Source organism: Methylocystis sp. H4A, assembly GCF_015709545.1.
Lineage (GTDB): Bacteria > Pseudomonadota > Alphaproteobacteria > Rhizobiales > Beijerinckiaceae > Methylocystis > Methylocystis silviterrae.
The window spans coordinates 58,996-82,500 of the sequence record NZ_JADNQY010000023.1 but is presented as its reverse complement, the minus strand read 5'-3'; the positions used below and the strand labels follow the sequence as shown (position 1 = coordinate 82,500).

At 61.1% G+C, this 23,505-nt stretch carries 21 protein-coding genes, 1 tRNA gene and 2 rRNA genes (1 of these 24 only partly in view); 15 read left to right on the top strand and 9 right to left on the bottom strand.

Annotated elements, in window-relative coordinates; translation table 11 throughout:
- The 5 genes from IYW40_RS09515 to IYW40_RS09500 form a co-directional block, all read left to right on the top strand.
- Positions 1 to 2,305: ribosomal RNA gene (locus IYW40_RS09515) — 23S ribosomal RNA — on the top strand (it extends 517 nt beyond the left edge of the window).
- Positions 2,306 to 2,380: 75 nt separating this feature from the next.
- A 5S ribosomal RNA gene (gene rrf, locus IYW40_RS09510) occupies positions 2,381 to 2,496 on the top strand.
- Between the two features lie 117 nt (positions 2,497 to 2,613).
- A tRNA-Met gene (locus IYW40_RS09505) sits at positions 2,614 to 2,690 on the top strand.
- A 141-nt stretch (positions 2,691 to 2,831) separates the two neighbouring features.
- Positions 2,832 to 3,296: a CocE/NonD family hydrolase gene (locus IYW40_RS22245; protein WP_348644265.1), complete on the top strand. Its 465-nt coding sequence runs from the start codon at positions 2,832 to 2,834 to the stop codon at positions 3,294 to 3,296.
- On the top strand, positions 3,259 to 4,680 hold the full coding sequence (locus tag IYW40_RS09500) for a CocE/NonD family hydrolase (protein ID WP_348644264.1): 1,422 nt from the start codon (positions 3,259 to 3,261) through the stop codon (positions 4,678 to 4,680). Before IYW40_RS22245 ends, IYW40_RS09500 begins: the two co-directional genes overlap by 38 nt.
- Positions 4,681 to 4,704: 24 nt before the next feature.
- Here IYW40_RS09500 and IYW40_RS09495 read toward each other — a convergent pair whose 3' ends face one another.
- Complete coding sequence (locus IYW40_RS09495) at positions 4,705 to 5,067, bottom strand: DUF983 domain-containing protein (protein WP_196400424.1); 363 nt, start codon at positions 5,065 to 5,067, stop codon at positions 4,705 to 4,707.
- A gap of 223 nt (positions 5,068 to 5,290) precedes the next feature.
- Between IYW40_RS09495 and IYW40_RS09490 the strand changes: the two genes are divergently transcribed.
- Positions 5,291 to 7,555: a ComEC/Rec2 family competence protein gene (locus IYW40_RS09490; protein WP_196400423.1), complete on the top strand. Its 2,265-nt coding sequence runs from the start codon at positions 5,291 to 5,293 to the stop codon at positions 7,553 to 7,555.
- A 25-nt stretch (positions 7,556 to 7,580) separates the two neighbouring features.
- Here the strand turns inward: IYW40_RS09490 and lexA are convergent, their stop codons facing one another.
- Positions 7,581 to 8,291, bottom strand: coding sequence for a transcriptional repressor LexA (gene lexA / locus IYW40_RS09485; protein ID WP_175094376.1), 711 nt, complete (start codon positions 8,289 to 8,291; stop codon positions 7,581 to 7,583).
- Between the two features lie 172 nt (positions 8,292 to 8,463).
- Between lexA and IYW40_RS09480 the strand changes: the two genes are divergently transcribed.
- Positions 8,464 to 8,952 carry a hypothetical protein gene (locus IYW40_RS09480; RefSeq protein ID WP_196400422.1) on the top strand — a complete coding sequence of 163 codons (489 nt, stop codon included), beginning with the start codon at positions 8,464 to 8,466 and terminating at the stop codon, positions 8,950 to 8,952.
- A gap of 228 nt (positions 8,953 to 9,180) precedes the next feature.
- On the opposite strand, the gene IYW40_RS09475 is transcribed toward IYW40_RS09480, so the two are convergent.
- Complete coding sequence (locus IYW40_RS09475) at positions 9,181 to 10,068, bottom strand: IS1595 family transposase (RefSeq protein ID WP_196400421.1); 888 nt, start codon at positions 10,066 to 10,068, stop codon at positions 9,181 to 9,183.
- Positions 10,069 to 10,223: 155 nt separating this feature from the next.
- Between IYW40_RS09475 and gltX the strand changes: the two genes are divergently transcribed.
- From gltX to IYW40_RS09455, 4 genes are all read left to right on the top strand, one after another.
- The gene (gene gltX, locus IYW40_RS09470; RefSeq protein ID WP_196400420.1) at positions 10,224 to 11,648 is read left to right on the top strand and encodes a glutamate--tRNA ligase; all 1,425 of its coding nucleotides are present in this window, start codon (positions 10,224 to 10,226) and stop codon (positions 11,646 to 11,648) included.
- Positions 11,649 to 11,947: 299 nt separating this feature from the next.
- Positions 11,948 to 13,234, top strand: coding sequence for a citrate synthase (locus tag IYW40_RS09465; protein ID WP_123177624.1), 1,287 nt, complete (start codon positions 11,948 to 11,950; stop codon positions 13,232 to 13,234).
- Between the two features lie 159 nt (positions 13,235 to 13,393).
- On the top strand, positions 13,394 to 14,902 hold the full coding sequence (locus IYW40_RS09460; RefSeq protein WP_196400419.1) for a YcjX family protein: 1,509 nt from the start codon (positions 13,394 to 13,396) through the stop codon (positions 14,900 to 14,902).
- 76 nt (positions 14,903 to 14,978) lie between these two features.
- Positions 14,979 to 15,206 (top strand): dodecin, encoded by a 228-nt coding sequence (locus IYW40_RS09455; RefSeq protein ID WP_196400418.1) that lies wholly within the window; start codon positions 14,979 to 14,981, stop codon positions 15,204 to 15,206.
- Positions 15,207 to 15,240: 34 nt separating this feature from the next.
- On the opposite strand, the gene IYW40_RS09450 is transcribed toward IYW40_RS09455, so the two are convergent.
- Complete coding sequence (locus IYW40_RS09450; protein ID WP_196400417.1) at positions 15,241 to 15,636, bottom strand: hypothetical protein; 396 nt, start codon at positions 15,634 to 15,636, stop codon at positions 15,241 to 15,243.
- Positions 15,637 to 15,873: 237 nt separating this feature from the next.
- Here IYW40_RS09450 and rplS point away from each other — a divergent pair, with 237 nt between their 5' ends.
- On the top strand, positions 15,874 to 16,260 hold the full coding sequence (rplS, locus tag IYW40_RS09445) for a 50S ribosomal protein L19 (RefSeq protein WP_196400416.1): 387 nt from the start codon (positions 15,874 to 15,876) through the stop codon (positions 16,258 to 16,260).
- Between the two features lie 56 nt (positions 16,261 to 16,316).
- Here the strand turns inward: rplS and IYW40_RS09440 are convergent, their stop codons facing one another.
- On the bottom strand, positions 16,317 to 16,730 hold the full coding sequence (locus IYW40_RS09440; protein WP_018408142.1) for a VOC family protein: 414 nt from the start codon (positions 16,728 to 16,730) through the stop codon (positions 16,317 to 16,319).
- Positions 16,730 to 17,728: a small ribosomal subunit Rsm22 family protein gene (locus IYW40_RS09435; RefSeq protein ID WP_196400415.1), complete on the bottom strand. Its 999-nt coding sequence runs from the start codon at positions 17,726 to 17,728 to the stop codon at positions 16,730 to 16,732. The genes IYW40_RS09440 and IYW40_RS09435 overlap by 1 nt, the downstream gene beginning before the upstream one ends.
- A 263-nt stretch (positions 17,729 to 17,991) precedes the next feature.
- Between IYW40_RS09435 and leuC the strand changes: the two genes are divergently transcribed.
- Complete coding sequence (gene leuC / locus IYW40_RS09430) at positions 17,992 to 19,404, top strand: 3-isopropylmalate dehydratase large subunit (protein ID WP_196400414.1); 1,413 nt, start codon at positions 17,992 to 17,994, stop codon at positions 19,402 to 19,404.
- 25 nt (positions 19,405 to 19,429) lie between these two features.
- On the opposite strand, the gene IYW40_RS09425 is transcribed toward leuC, so the two are convergent.
- On the bottom strand, positions 19,430 to 19,717 hold the full coding sequence (locus IYW40_RS09425; protein WP_196400413.1) for a hypothetical protein: 288 nt from the start codon (positions 19,715 to 19,717) through the stop codon (positions 19,430 to 19,432).
- 371 nt (positions 19,718 to 20,088) lie between these two features.
- Here IYW40_RS09425 and IYW40_RS09420 point away from each other — a divergent pair, with 371 nt between their 5' ends.
- On the top strand, positions 20,089 to 20,502 hold the full coding sequence (locus IYW40_RS09420; RefSeq protein ID WP_196400412.1) for a metallopeptidase family protein: 414 nt from the start codon (positions 20,089 to 20,091) through the stop codon (positions 20,500 to 20,502).
- Here IYW40_RS09420 and IYW40_RS09415 read toward each other — a convergent pair whose 3' ends face one another.
- Positions 20,503 to 20,967 (bottom strand): redoxin domain-containing protein, encoded by a 465-nt coding sequence (locus tag IYW40_RS09415; RefSeq protein ID WP_196400411.1) that lies wholly within the window; start codon positions 20,965 to 20,967, stop codon positions 20,503 to 20,505. It abuts the gene before it with no gap.
- Positions 20,968 to 21,205: 238 nt separating this feature from the next.
- Here IYW40_RS09415 and IYW40_RS09410 point away from each other — a divergent pair, with 238 nt between their 5' ends.
- Positions 21,206 to 22,417, top strand: coding sequence for an extracellular solute-binding protein (locus tag IYW40_RS09410; protein WP_196400410.1), 1,212 nt, complete (start codon positions 21,206 to 21,208; stop codon positions 22,415 to 22,417).
- Positions 22,418 to 22,439: 22 nt separating this feature from the next.
- Here the strand turns inward: IYW40_RS09410 and IYW40_RS09405 are convergent, their stop codons facing one another.
- Complete coding sequence (locus IYW40_RS09405) at positions 22,440 to 23,294, bottom strand: hypothetical protein (protein WP_196400409.1); 855 nt, start codon at positions 23,292 to 23,294, stop codon at positions 22,440 to 22,442.
- Positions 23,295 to 23,505 lie beyond the last annotated feature (211 nt).

Genomic DNA, 23,505 nt, shown 5'->3' with positions numbered 1-23,505 from the left:
ACTAGTACCGTGAGGGAAAGGTGAAAAGCACCCCGACGAGGGGAGTGAAACAGTTCCTGAAACCGGATACCTACAAACAGTCGGAGCCCGCAAGGGTGACGGCGTACCTTTTGTATAATGGGTCAGCGACTTAAAGTAACGAGCAAGCTTAAGCCGATAGGCGTAGGCGCAGCGAAAGCGAGTCTGAATAGGGCGTTCAGTTCGTTGCTTTAGACCCGAATCCGAGTGATCTAGCCATGAGCAGGTTGAAGGTGCGGTAACACGCACTGGAGGACCGAACCGGTGTCTGTTGAAATAGACTCGGATGACTTGTGGTTAGGGGTGAAAGGCCAACCAAACTCGGGAATAGCTGGTTCTCCGCGAAAGCTATTTAGGTAGCGCCTCGCATGTATTCTCCAGGGGGTAGAGCACTGGATGGGCTAGGGGGTCCCACAGACTTACCAAACCCAACCAAACTCCGAATACCTGGAAGAACTATGCGGGAGACACACAGTGGGTGCTAACGTCCATTGTGGAGAGGGAAACAACCCAGACCAACAGCTAAGGCCCCAAATTCGTGGCTAAGTGGGAAAGGATGTAAGAATCCCAAAACAACCAGGAGGTTGGCTTAGAAGCAGCCATCCTTTAAAGAAAGCGTAACAGCTCACTGGTCTAAATAAGGGTTCTCGCGCCGAAGATGTAACGGGGCTCAAGCCACGAGCCGAAGCTTTGGGTTTGCCCGCAAGGGCAAGCGGTAGCGGAGCGTTCCGTAATCCGTCGAAGGGATAGCCGTGAGGCGTCCTGGAGGTATCGGAAGTGCGAATGCTGACATGAGTAACGACAAACACTGTGAAAGACAGTGTCGCCGAAAGTCCAAGGGTTCCTGCGTAAAGTTAATCTTCGCAGGGTTAGCCGGCCCCTAAGGCGAGGCCGAAAGGCGTAGTCGATGGGAACCACGTTAATATTCGTGGGCCAGCAGGTGGTGACGCGTTGCGGAAGCTGTTCGAGATTACTGGATTTCTCGGGCGGCCTAGCGGCGCCAGGAAATAGCCCCTGCATGAGACCGTACCCGAAACCGACACAGGTGGACAGGTAGAGTATACCAAGGCGCTTGAGAGAATGACGTTGAAGGAACTCGGCAATCTACCTCCGTAACTTCGGGATAAGGAGGCCTTCCGTTCGCGCAAGCGGGCGGGAGGGGCACAGACCAGGGGGTGGCAACTGTTTAACAAAAACACAGGGCTCTGCGAAATCGCAAGATGACGTATAGGGTCTGACGCCTGCCCGGTGCCGGAAGGTTAAGAGGAGGAGTGCAAGCTCTGAATTGAAGCCCCGGTAAACGGCGGCCGTAAATATAACGGTCCTAAGGTAGCGAAATTCCTTGTCGGGTAAGTTCCGACCTGCACGAATGGCGTAATGACTTCCCCGCTGTCTCCAACGTCAGCTCAGTGAAATTGAATTCCCCGTGAAGATGCGGGGTTCCTGCGGTCAGACGGAAAGACCCCGTGCACCTTTACTGTAACTTTGCATTGGCATTCGTGTCGGCATGTGTAGGATAGGTGGTAGGCTTTGAAGCATGGGCGCTAGCTCGTGTGGAGCCACCCTTGAAATACCACCCTTATCGTCATGGATGTCTAACCGCGCGCCGTCATCCGGCGCCGGGACAATGCATGGTAGGCAGTTTGACTGGGGCGGTCGCCTCCCAAAGAGTAACGGAGGCGCGCGATGGTGGGCTCAGACCGGTCGGAAATCGGTCGTCGAGTGCAATGGCATAAGCCTGCCTGACTGCGAGACAGACAAGTCGAGCAGAGACGAAAGTCGGTCATAGTGATCCGGTGGTCCCTCGTGGAAGGGCCATCGCTCAACGGATAAAAGGTACGCCGGGGATAACAGGCTGATAACCCCCAAGAGTCCATATCGACGGGGTTGTTTGGCACCTCGATGTCGGCTCATCACATCCTGGGGCTGGAGAAGGTCCCAAGGGTTCGGCTGTTCGCCGATTAAAGTGGTACGTGAGCTGGGTTCAGAACGTCGTGAGACAGTTCGGTCCCTATCTGCCGTGGGTGTAGGAGAATTGAGAGGATTTGTCCCTAGTACGAGAGGACCGGGATGAACATACCTCTGGTGGACCTGTTGTGGCGCCAGCCGCAGTGCAGGGTAGCTATGTATGGACGGGATAACCGCTGAATGCATCTAAGCGGGAAACCCACCTCAAAACGAGTTCTCCCTTGAGAGCCGTGGAAGACGACCACGTTGATAGGCCGGGTGTGGAAGTGCGGCAACGCATGGAGCTTACCGGTACTAATAGCTCGATTGGCTTGATCGCTCTCATTTATCGACGCCCATACTCGTATGGCGCGAATAGAAAGACCTCATTTGCTTCGAAGATGTGTTTCGCCGGCCTGGTGGCCTTCGGCGGAGCGATCAGACCCGATCCCATCCCGAACTCGGCCGTCAAACGCTTCTGCGCCAATGGTACTATGTCTCAAGACCTGGGAGAGTAGGTCGTCGCCAGGCCTGCGAAGCACATCGATTCCTCTTATCGAGACTTTTTCAGCAGTGCTGCTTTCGCCGCGCTGCTTTTTTGTCTTCGCGCTTTGCTTTAGCGCGTATAGTTTAGCGTGTTTCTCTTGGCGCGGGGTGGAGCAGCCCGGTAGCTCGTCAGGCTCATAACCTGAAGGTCGTCAGTTCAAATCTGGCCCCCGCAACCAATCCAATTCGAAAAACCCCGGCTCTTGCAGCCGGGGTTTTTCTTTGTGCGCTGATAGGCTTTGCGGCATTTTTCGTCGGGGAGCCATTGCCGATACGGGCCGGCATCTCAACAATCAAGCGCCGCTTCATTGCTGATGAGAATGAAGACGCGATCGCGCGTCTTTTTGCGGCGAATCGGCGCGACGCTGGGCAATTTGAAAAAGGGGGTCGCCATGCCTGAGTGGCTCGACAATCTCATTCCCATGAAGGCGCCGGAACTGACGCGCGAACAACTCGCGGGATGGCGGCCGACGCGCGCCGCAGCCGAGGGACTCGGCTGTCGCCTTTTCGCCGACCAGCGCATAGAGGTGGCCGGCGGCGTCACCCTGTCGGCCGATGTGTATACGCCCCGTGCGCCGGGCCGTTATCCGGCGATCGTCCAGTTCGCCGCCTATACGCGCGAGCTGCACACCGCCGGCGCGCCTACCGGCAGCAATGAGATCGGCTCGCCGCCGGTGTTCACCGCCCGCGGCTATGTCCAGGTCGTGGTGGAGCGGCGGGGCATGGGCCGCTCGGACGGGACGCAAAATGTCTTCCTTGTCTCCCGAGGACGTCGACGACCATGAACAGGCGATCGCCTGGGCCGCGGCCCAGCCCTGGTGCGACGGTCGTGTGGCGCTGTTTGGCACGTCTTACTACGGCATGACGCAGCCTCTCGTCGCCGTGCGCCGCCCGCCGGCGCTGAAGGCGTTTTTCTGCAACGAGATCTGCACGGATTATTTCCGGCACCTCGTGCAGTTTGGCGGCGTCTTCAACCTTTATTTCTGCAATCTCTGGATGGGCGCCAACTTCACGCCAGCGATGTATGGCCTGCGCGTGCCGCCGGTCGCCCGAGCGCTCCTCAGCCATGTCTTCAATTCGCCGCTCCAGCGTTTGTGGCGACCTTTGCTGATGAAGCGGATAGACGCCATCTACCGGGCCTTCATGTCCAAAACGCCGGTCGAGCCGGTGCGCGAATGGTACGCGAACTGGATGCTCGACGGAAAATCGCGAGAGACTTGCCTGCTCCAATCGGGCCCTTCGGGAGATCTCGGCAAGATCGAGATCCCTTTCGTCGTGGTGCAGAATCTCGGCTATTTCAACCTGCACCAGTTCGGGACCTATGATCTGTTCCAGAACGCCGCGACTCCGGCGGGCCGCAAATGGATGATCCTCGCCCCGCCGCGCTACGAGCTTCCGGTCTATGCCTGGCAATTGGAAGCGCTCGCCTTCTTCGATCACATTTTCTACGGCGTGGACAATGGCTACGCCAGCCAGCCGGCCGTCCGCTACTGGCTTGAAGGCGAGGCGCGGTACGTCGGCGCCGCCGACTTTCCGGCGCAGGGCTCGGCGCAGCGACGCTTCTATCTCGCCTCGGGCGGCGCGGACGACGCGCGTCACAAATTGGCGGAGACGCCGGGAGAGGGCGAGAACCGCTGGGCCGCCGTTCCGCTGGGCCTGCCGGTGCTCGGCGGGTTCGATGAAGTGGCGAACCAGACCCTCACATTCGAAATGACCGCGGAGCGGTCGATGACGCTCGCCGGCCCCATATCGCTCAATCTCGTCTTCAGCTCCAATGAGATCGATTCCTATCTCGTGGCGCGGCTCGGCCGCGTCGCCAAGGATGGCGCCTATAGCCTTCTCTCGCTCGGAGCCATGAGTCCTGCGCGGCGGCGGCGCGATCCGGCGCGCGATACGGCCTGTGAGATCGCGCATGACACATCCGTGCGGGAGCCCTTACAGCCGGGTAGGCCGGTGACGCTCTCCTTTAGCGTTACGCCTGGACCGACCCGGCTTCAGCCCGGCGACCGGTTGCGACTCGATGTGGCGAGCCGCCTCGATCTGCTGCGGAGCGACGTCAGCCACGGCTATGTGCATTTCGATATGCCGGGGCCGCCCTATTTCGCGCGCAATACGTTGCATTACGGGCCGGACACTTATCTTGTCGTGTCCGAGGCGCCGGCGGCGTGAGAGCTCCGTGTAACATACGCGAATCTATGAATTCGGCTTCCTCGACAGCAGCCATAGCGCCGAGATGAAAAATCCTTTCGTAAGCGGGAGCAACAGCAACACGAGCGCGATCGTTAGCGGCACAACGATCAGCATCTCGACAGCGTAGGAGTAACGTCCGCTGCTCTCTAATATGAAGAGAAGCGGCACGACTGTAATCGTCACGGCGCCGACGGTCAGCCATGCTGGGCCATCGTCTGCATCGAGGCCCGCAAAACTTTCCCGGCAATGCGCGCAAGAATCGCGCGGCTTGAGGTAGCTCGCGAACAGCTTGCCCTCGCCGCAGTTTGGGCATTTTCGCGTCAGTCCGCGAAACAAGGATCTGCCCGGCGATGGATCGTTGTTCATTGACGCCAAACCGATTGACAGCGATCGCCGCGCCACTGCGCGCTGATCGCATTGCGAGTCCATCCCAAGCGTGAATCTCGCTCCTGATTAAGGGGATAGTTTTTTATGGCGCCGCAGGCAACCGCCCACTGGCGAGCGACGGTTCAGGGACGCAAGGCGGCGCAAGACAAGGGGCGCGGTCGGCGCTAGGCTCTTTCCCGTAATTGTGCGGGGCCAGTCATTCTTGAACGACATTTCACGCACCGCTGAAAGGGAGGAGCGCGGCCGCGATCTTTCATCGCGCGTCTTTCCGCTGCGTGTACGAGGATTGGCCGAGGCCCTGCGCGCGTCGCTGGAGCAGGAGCGGGCGCTACGCCGCCCGTTTCTCTGGCTGGTCGTCGCTTCAGGCGGCGGCGTCGTGCTCTATTTCTCGGCCGAGCGGGAACCTTCGCTCGCGCTTTGCCTTTGCGCGCTCGCCGCCTTTGCGGTCTTGGCCGGGCTTACGCGCCGCCACGCCCGCGCCCATGCGCTTTTTCTGACGCTCGCTTTCATCGCCCTCGGCTTTGCGTCGGGCGCCTGGCGGACGGCGCGCGTCGCGGCGCCGGTCATTCCACGCATTGGAATCGGTGAGCTGACGGGCTTCGTCGAGGAGGTGGATCTGCGCCGGGCCGGGGCGCGTTTTATTCTGCGCGTTGCGAGCGCCGAAGGCTATCCGGACGACATTGTTCCCTCCCGCGTGCGGCTGACGACGCGCGGCGAGCCGAATTTCTCAGCGGGCGACTTCATCGCCTTCAAGGCGCGGCTGATGCCGCCGGCGCGGGCGGCGCTCCCCGGCGGCTATGATTTCGCGCGTGACGCATTTTTTGCGCGCATCGGCGCGGTCGGCAACGCGCTTGGGCGAATCGAGACCATGTCGCCGCCCGAACCGGCGCCATTCTCGCTGCGTTTTTTCGCGCACGTCGATCGCATGCGCAACGCCTTGGCGATGCGGGTCTATCGAATCATTGAAGGCGACACGGGCGCGATCGCCGCCGCCATGGTGACCGGCAAGCGCGACTTGCTGTCGGAAGACGCCAAGAATCTCATTCGCCGGGCGGGCATATTTCACATCATCACCATTTCCGGCGTTCAGATGACGCTCGTCGCGGGCATCTTCTTCGTCGGCTTTCGGCGCCTGTTGGCGATGTCGCAAACGCTCGCGTTGAATTATCCGATCAAGAAATGGGCGGCGGCGCTCGCCATGCTCGGCGCCATTCTCTACGACATCGGCACGGGCTCTCGCGTCGGCACCGAGCGCGCGCTCGTGATGACTCTCATCATGCTCGCGGCGGTTCTTTTCGATCGGCCGTCGCTGTCGATGCGCAATCTGGCGCTTGCCGCGCTCTTCATCATCGCTTTCGAGCCGGAGGCGTTGCTCGGCGCGAGCTTTCAGCTCTCTTTCGCGGCGGTGGCGGCTTTGATCGCGGTGTACGAATGGCGCGGCGAATATCTCGCGAAGCGCCGCATCGACGATCGCGCGCCGCGAGGGCGATGGGGAGCGCTTCGCGAAAGCGTCGTCGAGCGCCTGCTGCACGGACCCGGGGCGGCGATGTTCGCAACGCTATGCGCGACCTCGGCGACGGCTTCGTTCATGGCGAATGATTTTCACGAGCTGAGCCCCTATGTGCTGATCGGCAATCCGCTGACGCTGGCGATCATTGAATTCTTCGCCGTTCCCTGCGCGCTCGTCGGCGCCGCGCTTTACCCCTTGGGCCTCGACGGCTTCATCTGGCGCTACCTCAAGCTGGGCATCGACCTCGTGACCTATCTCGCCGGGCTGATCGCGAACGCCCCCGGCGCGAGTCTGCCGGTTGCGGCCTTTGCGCCCTGGGCGATCCTTTTCCTTTCGCTTGCGGTCCTGTCGCTCGTGCTCTGGCGCACTTGGGCGTGGCGCGCGCTCGCCATTCCTCTCGCCTTGATCGGACTGATGGGCGCGAGAAGCGGCGCGCCCTTTGATCTGGCCGTGCCGGCGACCGGTGAATCGGCGGCGCTGCGCCTGCCGTCCGGACAGCTTGCCGTCATGGGGCAAAAGCCGAGCGCATTCGCCGCGGAACAATGGTTGCGGGCGGATGGAGACGCGCGCCAGTCCGCGGACGCCAGGAGCGGCGTCGCCTGCGACGGCGCGGGTTGCGTGGCGAAGGCCGTCAATGGCCGCTTTGTCGCGCTCGTCGCCGGGCGCGGCGGTTTCTTCGAAGACTGCGCGCGCGCCGCCGTCATCGTGACGCCGCTCTACGCGCCGTTAGGCTGTGCGGCGGAGATCGTGATCGATCGCCGCAGACTAGCCGAAACAGGGGCTGTGGCTTTGAGGTTCAAGGCGGATGGCGTCGAATGGACGACGGCGCGCGCGATCGACGAGGATCGGCCCTGGTCGCCGGCGCCCCGCAATCGCCGCACGTCCGGATTTACCGCGCCGCTGAGCGATGAAGAGCGCAGCGCGGAAGATGCGCGCGCGATGGAGCCGCTTGAGTAGCGGCGGTGCGCCGACGCCCGCGAAACTAATATTTCCGCAAGAGGCTGACGAGCCTGCCCTGAATGCGCACGCGATCGGGGCCGAAGATACGCGTCTCATAGGCGGGGTTGGCGGCCTCTAACGCGATCGAAGCGCCGCGTTTGCGCAGGCGTTTCAACGTCGCTTCCTCATCGTCGATCAGCGCCACGACGATGTCGCCGGTGTCGGCGCTGTCCTGCTTGCGGATCACGACCGTATCGCCGTCGAGGATTCCGGCTTCGATCATCGAATCGCCGCGCACTTCGAGCGCGAAGTGCTCGCCGCTCGTGAGAAGGTCGGGCGGCAGGCTGATGGTGTGGCTGCGGTTCTGGATGGCGGAGATCGGCGTGCCGGCGGCGATGCGTCCCATGACCGGAATGGCGACCTGACGTTCGCCTTCGTCCTCGAAACGTTCGCTGAGCGGCCGGACGCGCCCGAGATTCCCCTCGATGACGGACGGCGAGAACTTGCCGTTGCGCCCGCCGGCGGTACGCGGCGTGGACGATTCGGGTAGACGCAGAACTTCGAGCGCACGGGCGCGATTGGGCAGGCGGCGGATGAAGCCGCGTTCCTCGAGCGCGAGAATCAGCCGATGAATCCCCGACTTCGACCGCAGGTCGAGCGCGTCCTTCATCTCGTCGAAGGACGGCGGCACGCCCGACTCCTTCAGACGTTCATGGATGAAGCGCAATAGATCGTTTTGTTTTTTGGTCAGCATCGCCGCACCGCCCCGCAAGCCGAATCGTTGATTTTGGCTGAGCCGCAGCTTCTGGCTCGATAACCTAAACAAATCATGAACAGAACGATATCGGTTCTTACTGCGTTCCGCAAGCCAAATGTCGAAGGTATCCCCTTTGAACATGTGACGGGAATCGTGGTATGAATGAGGCATGCAGATCAAGAACGCCATTCGATACAGCGCGACTGTGGTGGCAGGGATTGTCGCAACAGGTGTGCTCGTCCCGATATCCCAAGCGAACATTCAAGAACTCGCCAAGGATAAGGGATGGGATCGCATCTTGGCTTCAAATTGGGGGCCGATGATGGATGCGGTTCTCCCAATTTTGGAATCAAAGTGGTTTTTTATGGCGGCTGGATTTTTCATTGGCTTCGCAGCTTATGCGTGGGCTGATTTTTTACTTCGAAGGGCGCCAGAAAGTTCTACAGCATTGCATGCCGAGCAAGCGCGTAATTCATACTCGAATGAGACAATTCGCATTGATAGTTTAATAGATGACACATATCCATTTATATCAGAAAAGATATTTGACAGATGCATAGTCAACGGGCCGGCTTTTTTGAAGGTTCATAGCAATAATAGGTTTGAATTTTGCAGTTTTTCAGACAATCCAAAATTGCACTTCCTTTCTCTGCCATAAGGGCAACCTGTTATGGGTGCTGTTTTGCTGTCTGGAATTAAATTTAAGAGATGCCATTTCACTAACATAACTTTTGTTGGCCCGGAAGAGGACACAAAAACAATATCGCCAGGATTTTCGCAAATGGATATCAACGAATGGCGGAAGAAAAATTCTGTGGGGCAAATCAAATGAGGCGCAGCAATCCAATGCTTACAATCGGAAATCGCTTCGATAATCTGCTAGCCGCTATGCTCGGCGTGCCGGCTTCGCAAAGCCACCCATCAGACACGGCAGCATCAGATGCGGAGCATGACGAAGGTTGTAGCGATATTCAAACTCCCACAGATACTTCTGAAGATGTTTCTTAGACACGCTGATGTAAGTTCCTTGAATGCCGCGCTTCAGGTTTGACCAGAAGGCTTCGATATTATTCGTATGCGCTTCGCCGCGCACATATTCTTTTTCGCCATGATTGACGCTTTCGTGAATAAAGCCTTCCTTATGCATATGCTGGAAAACGCGGGCGTCGTCAGTCATGACGCGAGAGCCTTCGATGACCCAAGTCGTGACCTGTGGCATGACGTGACGGCCATTGCGGCCGGCAACAAGCCTCGTAACAACGTCGCCGTGGCGCTCCATCATGCCGAGAACAACGGCTTTGTCGTCTTGTCCTTGGCGGTCTTTGCCGCCGATGAAAGCCTTGTCAATTTCGACGATGGGCGAGAAAGGGCGCGCGCCGCCTAGCGGCCGGTCGCCGTCGACCGTGCCCATATAGTTGCGGATTTCTTTGCACATGCGCCATGCGGTTTTGTAAGTCACGCCGATCTGGCGCTGAACCTCTTTCGCGGCGACGCCATTGCGCGAGGCCGTGAACAGGAACATGACGAAAAACCAGTCCGTTAAAGGCGTTCGCGTCTTCTCGAATGGCGTCCCTGCGGTCGGATAGACCTGATAGCCGCAATGCTCGCACTCGTAGCAGCGGCGGCCTTTGACGCGGTAAAAGTGGGCTTCGCGACCGCAGCTCTCGCAAGCGAAACGCTGGCCATATCTGACCCGCATGATGTGCTCTAGGCAAACATCATCGTCGGGGAACCGCTTCTGAAACTGCTTAAGGGTGGGAGGCTTTGTGCTCATGCGAACTTTATCGCACAAACCGCGTTACATGTCTAGAGGGGATACAGCCCCCAAATGTTCACGCTTTGGTTAAACCATCATCGTGACGAACTATGTTCGCCTCGCGTGTCCCGTGCTAGACGGGCCGACCCAAAACCAAGGAATTCGCGGCGCTCATGTCTCAGGTCGTCACCCGCTTCGCTCCGTCGCCCACCGGCTTTCTGCACATCGGCGGGGCGCGCACGGCGCTGTTCAACTGGCTTTACGCCAAGAAGCACGGCGGCCGGATGATGCTGCGTATCGAAGACACCGACCGCGAGCGCTCCACGCAAGCGGCGATCGAGGCCATCATCGACGGCCTGCAGTGGCTCGGCCTCGAATGGGATGGCGACATCGTCTACCAGTCCTCGCGCGCCGCGCGCCATGCCGAGGTCGCCGAAGAGCTGCTGGCGCGGGGACACGCCTATCGCTGCTACGCCACGGCGCAGGAGCTCGAGGAGATGCGCGAGAAGGCTAAGGCGGAAAAGCGCCCCTGGCGCTATGACGGCCGTTGGCGCGATCGCGACCCCTCGGAGGCGCCCGCCGGCGCGCCCTATGTCGTGCGCATCAAGGCGCCCCAGGACGGCGAGACGATCGTCGACGACGCCGTGCAGGGACGCGTCGTCTTCCAGAACAAGGATCTTGACGATTTTATTCTGCTGCGCTCGGACGGCGCGCCAACCTACATGCTCGCGGTCGTCGTCGACGATCACGACATGGGCGTCACGCAGATCATTCGCGGCGACGATCATCTCACCAATGCGGCGCGACAGACGCACATCTATCAAGCGATGGGTTGGACGGTCCCGGCCTTCGCGCATATTCCGCTGATTCACGGACCGGACGGCGCCAAGCTTTCGAAGCGCCATGGCGCGCTCGGCGTCGACGCCTACCGCGCGATGGGCTACCTGCCGGCCGCGCTGCGCAACTATCTCGTTCGATTGGGGTGGTCGCAGGGCGACAAGGAGTTCTTCACGACGCCGGAGATGGTCGAGTCGTTCGATCTCGCGCAGGTGCATCGCTCGCCGGCGCGTTTCGATTTCGCCAAGCTCGAAAATATGAACGGCCATTATCTGCGCGATAGCGATGATGACGCGCTGTTGGACTTGCTCGTCGCGACGCTTCCCTATCTCGAAGGCGGCGGCGCGATCGCGCGATCGCTCGACGACGGAACGCGCGCGCAGTTGCGCGCCGCCTTGCCGGGACTGAAGGCGCGCGCGAAGACCTTGAACGAACTTCTCGACGGCGCGGGCTTTCTCTTCGCGCAGCGTCCGCTGTCGCTCGACGCAAAGGCGGCGCAGCTGCTTTCGGCGGAAGCGCGCGCGCGGCTTGCGACGCTTGTCGAGAAACTTGCAGCCCTGCCGAACTGGAGTGCCGCAACAACGGAAGCGGTCGTGCGCGATCTCGCGACAGCGCTTGGCGTCAAACTCGGCGATCTCGCGCAGCCCTTGCGCGCGGCGCTCACCGGCCGCGCGACCTCGCCTGGCATATTCGACGTGCTGGAAATTTTGGGGCGCGAGGAAAGTCTTGCGAGAATTTCCGATCAGGCTGCCGTCGGGTAACCCATCGCCTCGCTGCGGCGTTGGCGTCGTAAAAAATCGCTGACGCGATTTTCGGCGCCGCGCCGTTTTCCGCGCCACTGCGGGACATGTCATCTCTACGCGCGAAACGCGTGGTGCGCTTGACAGCCTTTGCGGTTGATATAGCTTTTTGCACCGCACAACAAACCGAATGCAACGCATCGGCGTGCGCGTGAAAGCGACGACATCGCGAATGTGACGCAATTCATGCATAGCGTTCGCGCGCGTCGCGCCGCGAACCGGCTCGTTGCGAGCGCGGGGCGGTTGAGAGGGGAGTGGGTATGCCGGAGAAGAATGCTATCTTCACAGTCGGCGACGGATCGGTCGATTTGCCGATCAAGGATGGCACGCTGGGGCCGTCCGTTGCGGACATCCGCAATCTCTACGCCGAAACCGGCATGTTCACCTTCGATCCGGGATTCACCGCGACTGCGTCATGCGAATCGAAGATCACATTTATCGACGGCGAAGCCGGCGTTCTGCTCTATCGCGGCTATCCGATCGAGCAGCTCGCCGAACATGGCGACTTTCTCGAAACCTGCTACCTGCTGCTCTATGGAGAATTGCCGTCCGCCGCCGAGAAGGCGAATTTCGACTATCGGATCACGCGCCACACAATGGTGCATGAGCAGATGGCGCGATTCTTCCAGGGGTTCCGCCGCGACGCGCATCCGATGGCGGTGATGGTCGCCTCCGTGGGCGCGCTCTCGGCCTTCTATCACGACTCGACCAACATCGCCGATCCTACCCAGCGCATGGTGGCGTCGACGCGCATGATCGCGAAGATCCCGACGCTCGCGGCGATGGCCTATAAATATTCGATCGGCCAGCCGTTCGTCTATCCAAAGAACGATCTCGACTACACATCGAACTTCCTGCGCATGTGCTTCGCGGTTCCCTGCGAGGAATATAAAGTCAATCCGGTGCTGTCGCGCGCGCTCGACCGGATCTTCATCCTGCACGCCGATCACGAACAGAACGCGTCGACCTCGACCGTTCGACTGTCCGGCTCGTCTGGGGCGAATCCTTTCGCCTGCATCGCGGCGGGCATCGCCTCGCTGTGGGGGCCGGCGCATGGCGGCGCCAATGAAGCGGTGCTGAAAATGCTCGCCGAAATCGGCACGCCGGATCGCATTCCGCAGTTCATCGCGCGCGCCAAGGACAAGAACGATCCGTTCCGTCTCATGGGCTTTGGCCATCGCGTCTATAAGAACTACGATCCGCGCGCCAAGATCATGCAGCGCACGACGCGCGAAGTGTTGAACGAACTCGGCGTCAAGGACGATCTGCTCGACGTCGCGTTGGAGCTCGAGCGCATCGCGCTGCACGACGACTATTTCATCGAGAAACAACTCTATCCCAACATCGACTTCTATTCCGGCATCACGCTCAAGGCGATGAACTTCCCCACGGCGATGTTCACCGTGTTGTTCGCCGTCGCGCGCACCGTCGGCTGGATCGCGCAATGGAAGGAGATGATCGAGGACCAGGGATCGCGCATCGGTCGTCCGCGCCAGCTCTATACGGGCGAGAAGCAGCGCGACTACGTGCCGATGTCGAAGCGGTGATGATGCGCGCCGTGCCGCGGTAGGAGCTCGTCACCATTCCAATCTGTCGCGGAATCGTTCTGGCCAGCCTTCACCTCGGTTTGCAGCGCGACATGTTCTCACCAGCGTCTCTTGTAGAGACGCGACGTGATGCTATAGGTCGGCGGACCCGGAGCGCCCTTGTCGCAATTATCCGATCTGCTGTTCGAAACGCGTGTCGCCACCGAGAGCGTCGTTGACTTTCTCGCCGGCGGCCGCCTGCGGCTTGGCGTCACCGGCCTGTCGCGCGCCGGCAAGACCGTCTTCATCACCGCCCTCGTGCACCATTTGACGCGGGCGATAGCGGCGCGCCCGGAAAAGGGCGGTGAGAGCAAGACGCAGCTCCCGGTGTTTCGCGCGCTCGCCGAAGGTCGCATTACGTCGGCGCATCTCGATCCGCAGCCAGATTACAGCGTCCCGCGCTTCGCATACGAGGAGCATCTCGCGGCGCTCACCGGGCTAGATCGGCATTGGCCGCAGTCGACGCGGCGGATCTCCGAACTGCGGGTGACGCTGGAATATCGCTCGAAGGGCTGGTCGCTGCGCAAAGGCTTCGGCCAGGGTCCGACGCGACTCGACATCGATATCGTCGATTATCCCGGTGAATGGCTGCTCGATCTGCCGCTCCTTGGCAAATCCTACGCGCAATGGTCTCACGAGACGCTTGACGCCGCGAGCGCCCCCGCGCGGGCGATGATCGCCAGCGAGTGGCGGGGCCTGACCGCGCAGACGGATGTCAAAGCGCGCTACGACGAAGAAACCGCGCAGAAGCTGGCGCAGACCTTCACCCAATATCTGCGTCTGGCGCGCTCCGAGCGTTTCGCGCTCTCGAGCCTGCCGCCGGGTCGGTTTCTGATGCCGGGCGATCTCGAAGGATCGCCGGCGCTGACATTCGCGCCGCTTCCCGTGTCGGAGAGCGAGGAGTTGCCCTATCGCAGCCTTGGGCGCGAAATGGAGCGTCGATACGAGGCCTACAAGTCGCAGGTTGTGCGGCCGTTCTTTCGGGATCATTTCGCGCGGCTCGATCGGCAGATCGTGCTCGTCGACGCGCTTGCGGCGCTGAATTCCGGCCCTGAGGCGGTGCGCGATCTGGAGACGGCGCTGACCGGCGTGCTGACGGCTTTTCGCACCGGCCGCGCCAATCTGTTCTCCACGATCTTTCGCCCAAAGATCGACCGCATCCTCTTCGCGGCGACAAAGGCCGACCATCTGCATCACACGAGCCATGACCGGCTCGAAGCGATCCTGCGTCACCTGACCGCCCGCGCCATAGAGCGCGCGGAGGGCGTGGGCGCCTCGATCGACGTGATCGCGCTCGCCGCCGTTCGCGCCACCCGCGAAGCGATGGTGCGGCATGAGGGCGATAAGCTTTCGGCCATTGTCGGCACGCCTGTCGCCGGGGAGCGCATTGGCCACGAAACTTTCGACGGCGTGGCGGAAGGCGCCATTTTCCCTGGCGAGTTGCCGGCGGATCCGCGCGACGTGTTTAAAGGCGAGGCGCTGGCCGTTTCCGATGAAGAGGCTGACTTCCGCTTTCTCAAATTCCGGCCGCCAGCCGCGATGCTGGGCGCCGACCAGAAGCCGCTGCCGTTGCCGCATATCAGGCTCGATCGCGCGATGGAGTTTCTTTTCGGCGACCGATTGAAGTAACGCCGCTGTCGGCGGCGAAGTCCGCGCTACCTATGCAAGGCAAAGCCGTTCGACATGTGAATTGAGGGAGCTTCATATGGAAGGTCATGTCTATAAGGTCGTCGAGCTTGTAGGGTCTTCGCCGGACAGCGTCGAGGACGCGGTGAGCGCCGCGCTCAAGCGCGCCGGCGAAACCTTGCGTAACTTGCGTTGGTTCGAAGTCGTCCAGATTCGCGGCAACATCAGCAAGGGCGCGGTCAGCGATTATCAGGTGGTGCTGAAGGTCGGCTTCACGCTCGATCGCGAAGACGAGAGCATGGGATAAAGCGGAAGCCGCTGAGGGCTTCCGCTTTACGGCGTTAGGACATGAGCCGACCGGCGGCTTCTGGGCTTGGCGCTTGCGCGGTATTCGACCAGAAGCGCGTGCTTGCATTGAGCATTTGCTGCGCGTCGGTGAACAGGCGGCGCGTGTCCTCCGTCGTCATCTCGATATGTTTGCTCGTCCAATCCTGTAGAACCGTCGTGGTCTCGGATATGGAGCGAGACGCCGTGAGCTTTGAGGCAAGCTCCGCCGTCAACGCCGCTTCCTGCTGCATGCGCTCCATTAAGACGCGGTTGGCGTCCTGCAGACAGTCCCAGATCTCGGTGCGCGCTTCGGTGAAATCTTCCAGCCGCCGCCGGCCTTCCGCAGCAACTTCGGCCGCCGCTTCGGCGGGTTGCGCGCTTTCGTTGCGCCGCTCTTCCTGCTGGGTCATGTCGCGTCTCTCCCTCGTCTGAAACGCCAGCTCCCCGGGGCCACTATATAAGACCACGCGAGGGAATGTCTGTGACGATCGCTCCTCCGCGCATTGCCGAAGCTTGACGATTTCCAGCGACCCCAGGCAGCTCGACAAAGCGCCGCCTTTCAGTTATGGACCGGGACTCAACTAGAACAGCGTTCCGAAACGCTCGTCGGCCTCAACGGCTAAGACGAAACGGCAGGAGTTTTCGTTATGAACATTATCGAGCAGCTCGAGGCGGAACATGCCGCCAAGCTTATCGAGGGCAAGAAAATCCCGGAGTTTCGGCCGGGAGATACGGTGATCGTCAACGTCAAGGTGAAGGAAGGCGAGCGCGCGCGCATTCAGGCCTATGAAGGCGTTGTGATCGCGCGCAACGGCGGCGGCCTTAACGAGAGCTTCACCGTCCGCAAGATTTCCTATGGCGAAGGCGTCGAGCGCGTCTTTCCGATCCATGGGCCGCTGATCGACTCGATCAAGCTCGTGCGCCGCGGCAAAGTGCGCCGCGCCAAGCTCTATTATCTGCGCGACCGCCGCGGCAAGTCCGCCCGCATCGCCGAGCGCATCGACACCAAGCCGAAGGCTGTTGCAGGCAAATAACCACAGTTTTCGGAGAATGCCGCCGTCCGCAGCCGCCCGGCTTCGGGCGGCTTTTTTTAGGTCTCCAGCGGCGCGTTGAGAATCCAGCGGTGGCCGAATGGGTCGCGCAAGGAGGCGTAGCGCGTCCCCCAGAAAGAATTGGTCGGGGCCGTCTCGACCTTGCCGCCGAGCTTGGTGGCGCGCGCGCAGATGTCGTCGACGTCCTGCGCCTTGTCGTATTCGAGGCTGATGGAGACGGTCACATGCTCGCCGGGCAGCGGCACGCGGGTCTGGCCAAATTCCGGAAAGATGTCGGCAAGCATCACCGAGCCGCCGTTGATCAGTAGTTCGCAGTGGGCGATGCGCAGCCCGTCGACCGACGGCATGAGGGCCCGCTGCTGGGCGCCGAAGGCGCCGGTGTAAAAAGCGATGGCTGCGGCGGCGGGGCTGACGGTCAGATAGGGCGCGACCCTCGGACGTGGCTGTTTCATCAAATTTCCTCCGCCGGGGCGCGCAGCGGATCGCCCCAGTCTTTTTTCCTGACCTTTTCGTAGCGCGCCTTGTCGCGCTTGGGAATGAATGTCTCTTGGAATGCTTTATCGGCGCAGAGCCTTAGGGACACTCCCGCCTTGCTGACGCGGGGCGGGGCGATAACGCGCGCCCATGGCGGCGTCCCGCCGGTCCGCCCCGCGACGAGATAGGCGAACTTCTCGTCCTCGAAGGGCGCGTCGGCGGCTTTGACCAATTTGTGCGCTCGCCGCCGTGGCAGCCGGACCGAGAAATGGCACCAGTCGTTCGCCGGCAAAGGGCAGGGCGCCTGGTGCGGGCAGGGCGCGAGAATATTCGCGCCGAGCGCGATCAGTCGGCTGCGGACGATCATCAGCCGGGCATGGTCGCGAGGCGTTCCCGGCTCGACGATGACAAGCGCGCCGCTTGTGCGCGACCAAAGCTGATCGATGACGACGGCGAGGTCGGATTCGGCGATTTCAGTGAGCGCGTAGCCGACGACGACGAGGTCGAAAGGGACGGCTTCACCCGCTTGCGGCTTGGTGAAATCGGCCAAGCTTGCTTCGACCGCTGCAGCGACGCCGCTTTCCTGCATCAGACCGGTCGCGAGGTTCAGGAAGAGCGCGCTGCGGTCAATGAGCGCAATCTCGGCGATGCTGGGCCACACGGTCGCCGCGGCGTAGGAGCCCGCGCCAAGACCGCAGCCAACGTCGAGCACCCGCTTTGGCGCAAATTCGGGGCGCTCCTCGTCGAGCCTTCCGAGCGCCCTCACGATGGCGGCGTAGGTCGCAGGCATGCGCGTCGCCGCATACGCCAAGGCGTCCGCCTCGTCGTGGATGGTTTCGATTGTGGGTTTGCGTGACCGATAGCGCTCCGACAGCTGTCGGGCTCTGTCGCGCAGCATGCCCTGTGCGCGGCCCTCAAGCCTCGCCTCGATCGCCGCCGAAAGCGGCGCAGGAAGCTCTGGGGAGGGCAGGCTCATCGCTTATGGGCTCGGGGAGGGCTGCGCCTTGAACTCTCTTCCATGCAGCTTGCGTTACGGGTAGAACAGCCTCAATTCAAGGGAGACGATGAGAGTCGGCCAATTGCAGTCGGCCTCATGCTGAGGAAGCCGGGGTGCTCTCGAAGCACGAGGGCGCCGCCAGTGATTTCCTTGTCCTTCGAGATGCGGCCCGCGCCGCTCCTCAGGATGAGGCAATCAAACCAGCGAGCCGGATGCGACACGCCGGCAAGAGGAAGAGATAAATGTCCAAAGCCGCGCCCCGCACCGTTTACGACAAGATCTGGGACGACCATGTGGTCGAGCGCCAGGAGGATGGCGCGTCCCTGCTCTATATCGATCGCCACCTCGTGCATGAAGTGACGAGTCCGCAGGCCTTCGAAGGCTTGCGCATGATGGGCCGGTCGGTGCGCGCCCCGCAAAGGACGCTCGCCGTCGTCGATCATAATGTGCCGACGACCGATCGCTCTTTGCCGATTGAAGATTCCGAGAGCAGGGCGCAGGTGGAACAGCTCGCGCTCAACGCCAAGGAATTCGGCGTCGAATATTACGACGAGCACGACCGGCGCCAAGGCGTCGTGCATATCGTCGGCCCGGAGCAAGGCTTCACTCTGCCCGGCATGACGATCGTCTGCGGCGACAGTCATACCTCGACTCACGGCGCCTTTGGCGCGCTCGCGCATGGCATCGGCACGTCGGAAGTCGAGCATGTGCTCGCAACCCAGACGCTGATCCAGAAGAAGGCGGCCAATATGCTGGTGCAGGTCGACGGCAAGCTCGCCGACGGCGCCACCGCGAAAGACATCATCCTCGCGATCATCGGCAAGATCGGCACCGCCGGCGGCACTGGACACGTCATCGAATATGCAGGCGAGGCGATCCGCGACCTGTCGATGGAAGGCCGCATGACCGTCTGCAACATGTCGATCGAAGGCGGCGCCCGCGCTGGGCTCATTGCGCCGGATGAGAAGACTTTCGCCTATCTGAAGGATCGCCCAAAAGGTCCAAAGGGCGAAGCGTTCGACATGGCGCGCAAATATTGGGAGACGCTGTACACGGACGAGGGCGCGCATTTCGATAAGATCGTCAGGCTCGACGCCAGCAATCTGCCGCCGATCGTGACCTGGGGCACGTCTCCCGAAGACGTCGCGACCATCGACGGATTCGTGCCTACGCCCGACAGCGCGAAGAGCCCGCAAAAGCGCGCCGCGATCGAACGCGCGCTCGACTATATGGGTCTGAGGGGCGGCGAACGCATCACCGACATCGAAATCGACCGCGTGTTCATCGGCTCCTGCACCAACGGCCGTATCGAAGATCTGCGCGCGGCGGCGAAGATGGTCGAGGGAAAGAGCGTCGCCGATCGCATCAACGCGTTGGTTGTGCCGGGATCGGGTCTCGTAAAGGCGCAGGCGGAAGCGGAGGGTCTCGACAAGATCTTTACCGCCGCCGGCTTCGAGTGGCGGGAGCCGGGCTGCTCCATGTGTCTGGCGATGAATCCCGACCGTTTAGCGCCGGGCGAACGCTGCGCGTCGACGTCCAATCGCAATTTCGAGGGGCGACAGGGCTTCAAGGGCCGCACGCATCTCGTTTCGCCGGCGATGGCGGCGGCAGCGGCAATCGCGGGACGCTTGGTTGACGTGCGCGGCTGGCGATAAGCAGGCGACTCTAACGCGAATGGGATCAGTCCTCGTCCGGACCTGTCCCTTTTTCGTCCCAATCGGGATTGCGGCGCCACTCGTCGTCGCTCCACGGACGCGGATCGCGCCAGGAGGGACCGCCGCGACCCCACCACTCGCCCTGGCGCTGCTGATCAGCGCGCTCGTCTGTCTGGTCCTGCTGGCGATCGTCCGCCTTCTGCACGACGCGTTCGGAACTCAGCGGCAGGCGGCCCAGGGCTGGAGCGAACGTTGCGGAGTTCACGAAGCCGATGACGCCAAGCGCAAGCGCTGCGATCAATAGCTTGTTCACGAGTATCTCCTCTCAGGATGATCCTTGCCTGAACATTGCATCCCGCCGATTGTTCCGGCGCAGCAGCGCGGTTTCGCGCGCAATGTGAAGGATAGGAATCCCGATGGATCTTTTCGCCGGGCCTCTTTTTTTCGGCGGGCAGAAGATCTGACGTGGAATGACACGACCGTGCGAGCTGTCTTTGCGGGCCGCGGGCGAAGCAATCCAGAATCCGCCGCGCGTTTTTGGATTGCTTCGTCGCTTACGCTCCTCGCAATGACGATCCGATTGTCAGCGATTGCGTTAAGATGCAGTTGCGCGATCGCGCGTGGGGCGCGTGTGGGGCGCGTGTGGGGAATGACCCGAGAGCGGTTCAACGGAAATGTAGGACTATGACGGAACAGGAGTGGAGCCGCATGAGGCCGCCGACGCTTGCCGATATCGAAGCGCTCGCCGACGCGGCCTACGCGGCTCTGCCGCAACGCTTCACGCGCCTGTGCGAGGGCCTCGTCATCCGCGTCGAGGATTTTCCCGACGACGAAACGCTCGACGACATGCAATGCGAGAGCGAATTCGATCTTCTGGGTCTGTTTCGCGGGCGTGGCCTCACGCAGGGGGCGCATCTTTCCGAGACGGGCGAGCAGCCGAATATGATCTGGCTCTATCGACGGCCGATACTCGACTATTGGGCCGATAGCGAAGACACGCTCGAAGCGATCGTCACCCATGTGCTCGTGCATGAGATCGGCCATCATTTCGGACTGACCGACGACGATATGGAAGAGATCGAACGGCGCGCCGAATAGTTAGGGCGCGGGCTCCGCGAGCAGCGTTCCGATGATGGCGCCAAGCGCCATGTCGTCCTCTTGTCCAAATCCATGATGGCGAATGCGCCCGTCGCGGCCGATCAGGATCGCTGTTGGCGTTCCGCGCATTTCATAGCGCGCCATGGTGACGGGAATCGACCCGCGCTCCGCGGGCTGATCGACGCCGATGGGAAATGTCAGCCGATATTCGTGGATGAAGGCTTCGAGCGACACGGGCGTCATCGCCGCGTGATGTTCGAACACCGTGTGCAAGCCGATGACGGCGAGGTCGGAGTCGCTGAACAGCGCATGCGCGCGCTGCGCTTGCGGCGTGCCATGCGCGACGCAACCGGGACACAGCATTTGAAAGGCGTGCAGCATGACCACGCGCCCGCGCAAGCCCGCGAGCGTGATCGGCGCCGGCGTATTGAACCATTGCGATACCGCGAGTTCCGGCGCCTGCAACGATGCCTCCTTTGCGCGCTCGTCTTAGGGCGCTTCTCGCGCAGTGATAAGAAGATCACGTCCGACGATCGTCATCCAGGTCTTTTCCGATTTCGCTTTGGCGGGTTGCCGTCCGCGCTTTAGCTCGCATGCCGTGGATATTCCGCTTGCGCATTGCCGCGATTGCAGAGGCGCATAGATATCTGTTTTCAAGACGCCCGCCATGGGGTTCTCGACAGAGAGATCAGAGCGTTACCCGATGAGTCCCACAAGCGTCCTTAGGGTCGCGCTGAGCAGCGTCGCATTGTCGTTCTCTTGCTGCGTCCTTCCCGCCATCAGCCAAGAAAGGATCAGCCAAGAAAGGATCGTCAATGTTTTGGGCTGGGGCGACTACGTCGATCCTCGTGTGCTGAGAGATTTCACCAGGACGACCGGCATCCAGGTGACATACGAAAGCTACAGTTCGGACGAGAGCTTAGAAACAACGCTTCAGCCTGGGAACCGCGCTTTTGACGTCGTGATCGTTTCGAGCCGTGTGTTGCGAAAGCAGATCGCCAGGGGCCTTTATCAGAAGCTCGACAAGCGCAAGCTTCCAAACGCCGTCAATCTTTGGCCAGAGATTATGGAGCGCCTTGCCACCTATGACCCCGGGAACGAACACGCCGTCAATTATGCGTGGTTTGCGATGGGGATCGCCTACGACGTCGGAAAGGCCAGGGAACTCATGGGGACGGCCCCGCCGTCGGCGGATTTCTCGTTCGACTCATGGGGCCTGCTTTTCAAGCAGAAAAATTTGAAGAAACTTTCATCCTGCGGGGTGGGAATATTGGACAGTTCTGAGGATTTGTCTGCTGCCGCGCTGCAATATCTGTGGTCCAACTGGCGACTTTCGCCGGGGTTGGATCGACGCACGGACGGCATGCGCGCCGCCGAGCTTTTGACCGCCCTCCGGCGCGACGGCAAACGCCTCGACCCTCGCGACTATGTCAACGCGCTGGTCAACGGCGACGTCTGCGTCGCGGTCGGCTTTTCCCTGGATAGCCTGCGCGCCCGCTACACAGCCGGCTTGGTGGAAGAATTTGTCGAGATCGACTTTTTCATCCCCCGGGAGGGCGCTCCTATTCGACTCGACAATCTCGTCATACCGACGGACGCTCCACATGTCGAAGAAGCATATAAATTCATCGACTTCCTTCTGCAGCCTGAAATCGCAGCCCGCAATACGAATTTCATTGGCGTCGCCAACGGCGTCCTCGCCTCGAAATCCCTGGTCGATGGGAGCATCTCAAGAAACAAGTCGATATACCCGGACGCGGCCATGATGAAGCGTCTGGTCGCTCCTCAAATCGACGACGGCGCGCCCACGACCGGACAGACGATCAGTCGCGAAGGAACGCCGATCGGAAGGGGAGCCACGATGTGGGGATTAGGCCGGCGTGTCTCCAAGCCGGCCAAGTCGTCGACTTTCTAAAAGCCAACTGGGGCGTCGGCGCCTATTGGCCTCCGCTGACAGGTTTTTCAGCGCTCTCCGCAGGTTTTGGCGCCGATGTCGAGAGACACATCGTTGGACGAAGCTTTTCGATCGTCACGATGGCCTTCTGCGAGGCCTGCATTTTCTCGTTGAGATCGAAAATCTGTTGTCTTGTGGCGGCGACATCCTTCAAGTCAGCCTCAAGCGTGTCGTTCATCGACTTCAATATGTCCGCCGAGTGGGGCATATCGCCCAGATTCACCTGTTTCAGGTTCTGCTCGACTTTCATGGCGCAGCTGATGCGCCGGTCGTATTCGATCCTCAAGTCCTTAAATCTCGCGGCGAAAGTGCCCGCTTTTGTCAAATCCGCCGAAAGCGCGTCGGGTCTGATGCGACAGATCGCATCGACGCTGCCGACCGCGGGATATTTAGCCTCGATGATGTGTCCGAAATCGCTGTTGAGCTTTTTGGCCTCATCCAAGAGCGTATTAAGGCTGCAAACGAATTGATCGCGCCCGCGATAGCAGCTGTCCAATCTGATCGCGCCCTTGGCGCCTGGCAACGTTAAGCCTGCCGTTCCACTCGAGTCCTTTTCACAGGCGGCCAGCGCCGCCGCCAGAGCCCCGCTGCTGCTTGTTGATGTAGCGTCTTCGGGCGCTTCTTCCTTGGCGTTCTCCTCGGAGGAGGGGCGGCGAACGCCGCGATAGCGAGAAGTCTCACGGCGCGCGATCTGTTGCGGCCCCTGATATCCCGCTTCCAAAGCCCAAGCGGCGCTTGGGCCGCGTTCGGCGTACGGGGGGCCGATCAGCACGAGGAGAGCGGTTCCCGCCACGAGCTGCGCCGCCCCAAGAGTTTTTCTGTTCAGAATGGCCATCATCGGGCCCTCTCGCATTTTCAATGCCCGACGAACTCAGGCTCAATACTGCAAACATCGTCTTGCTCCAGCAAATGGCAACACGTCGCGCTTGCACGAACCACTTGATATCGCCGTCAAAGGACGTGTCCCACATCCAAAGATTGCTGCCGCCGTGTCCGGGGAGAAGCGCAGGACGCGTTGAAATCAGCCCGTGAGGAGGGCTCCATCGCTG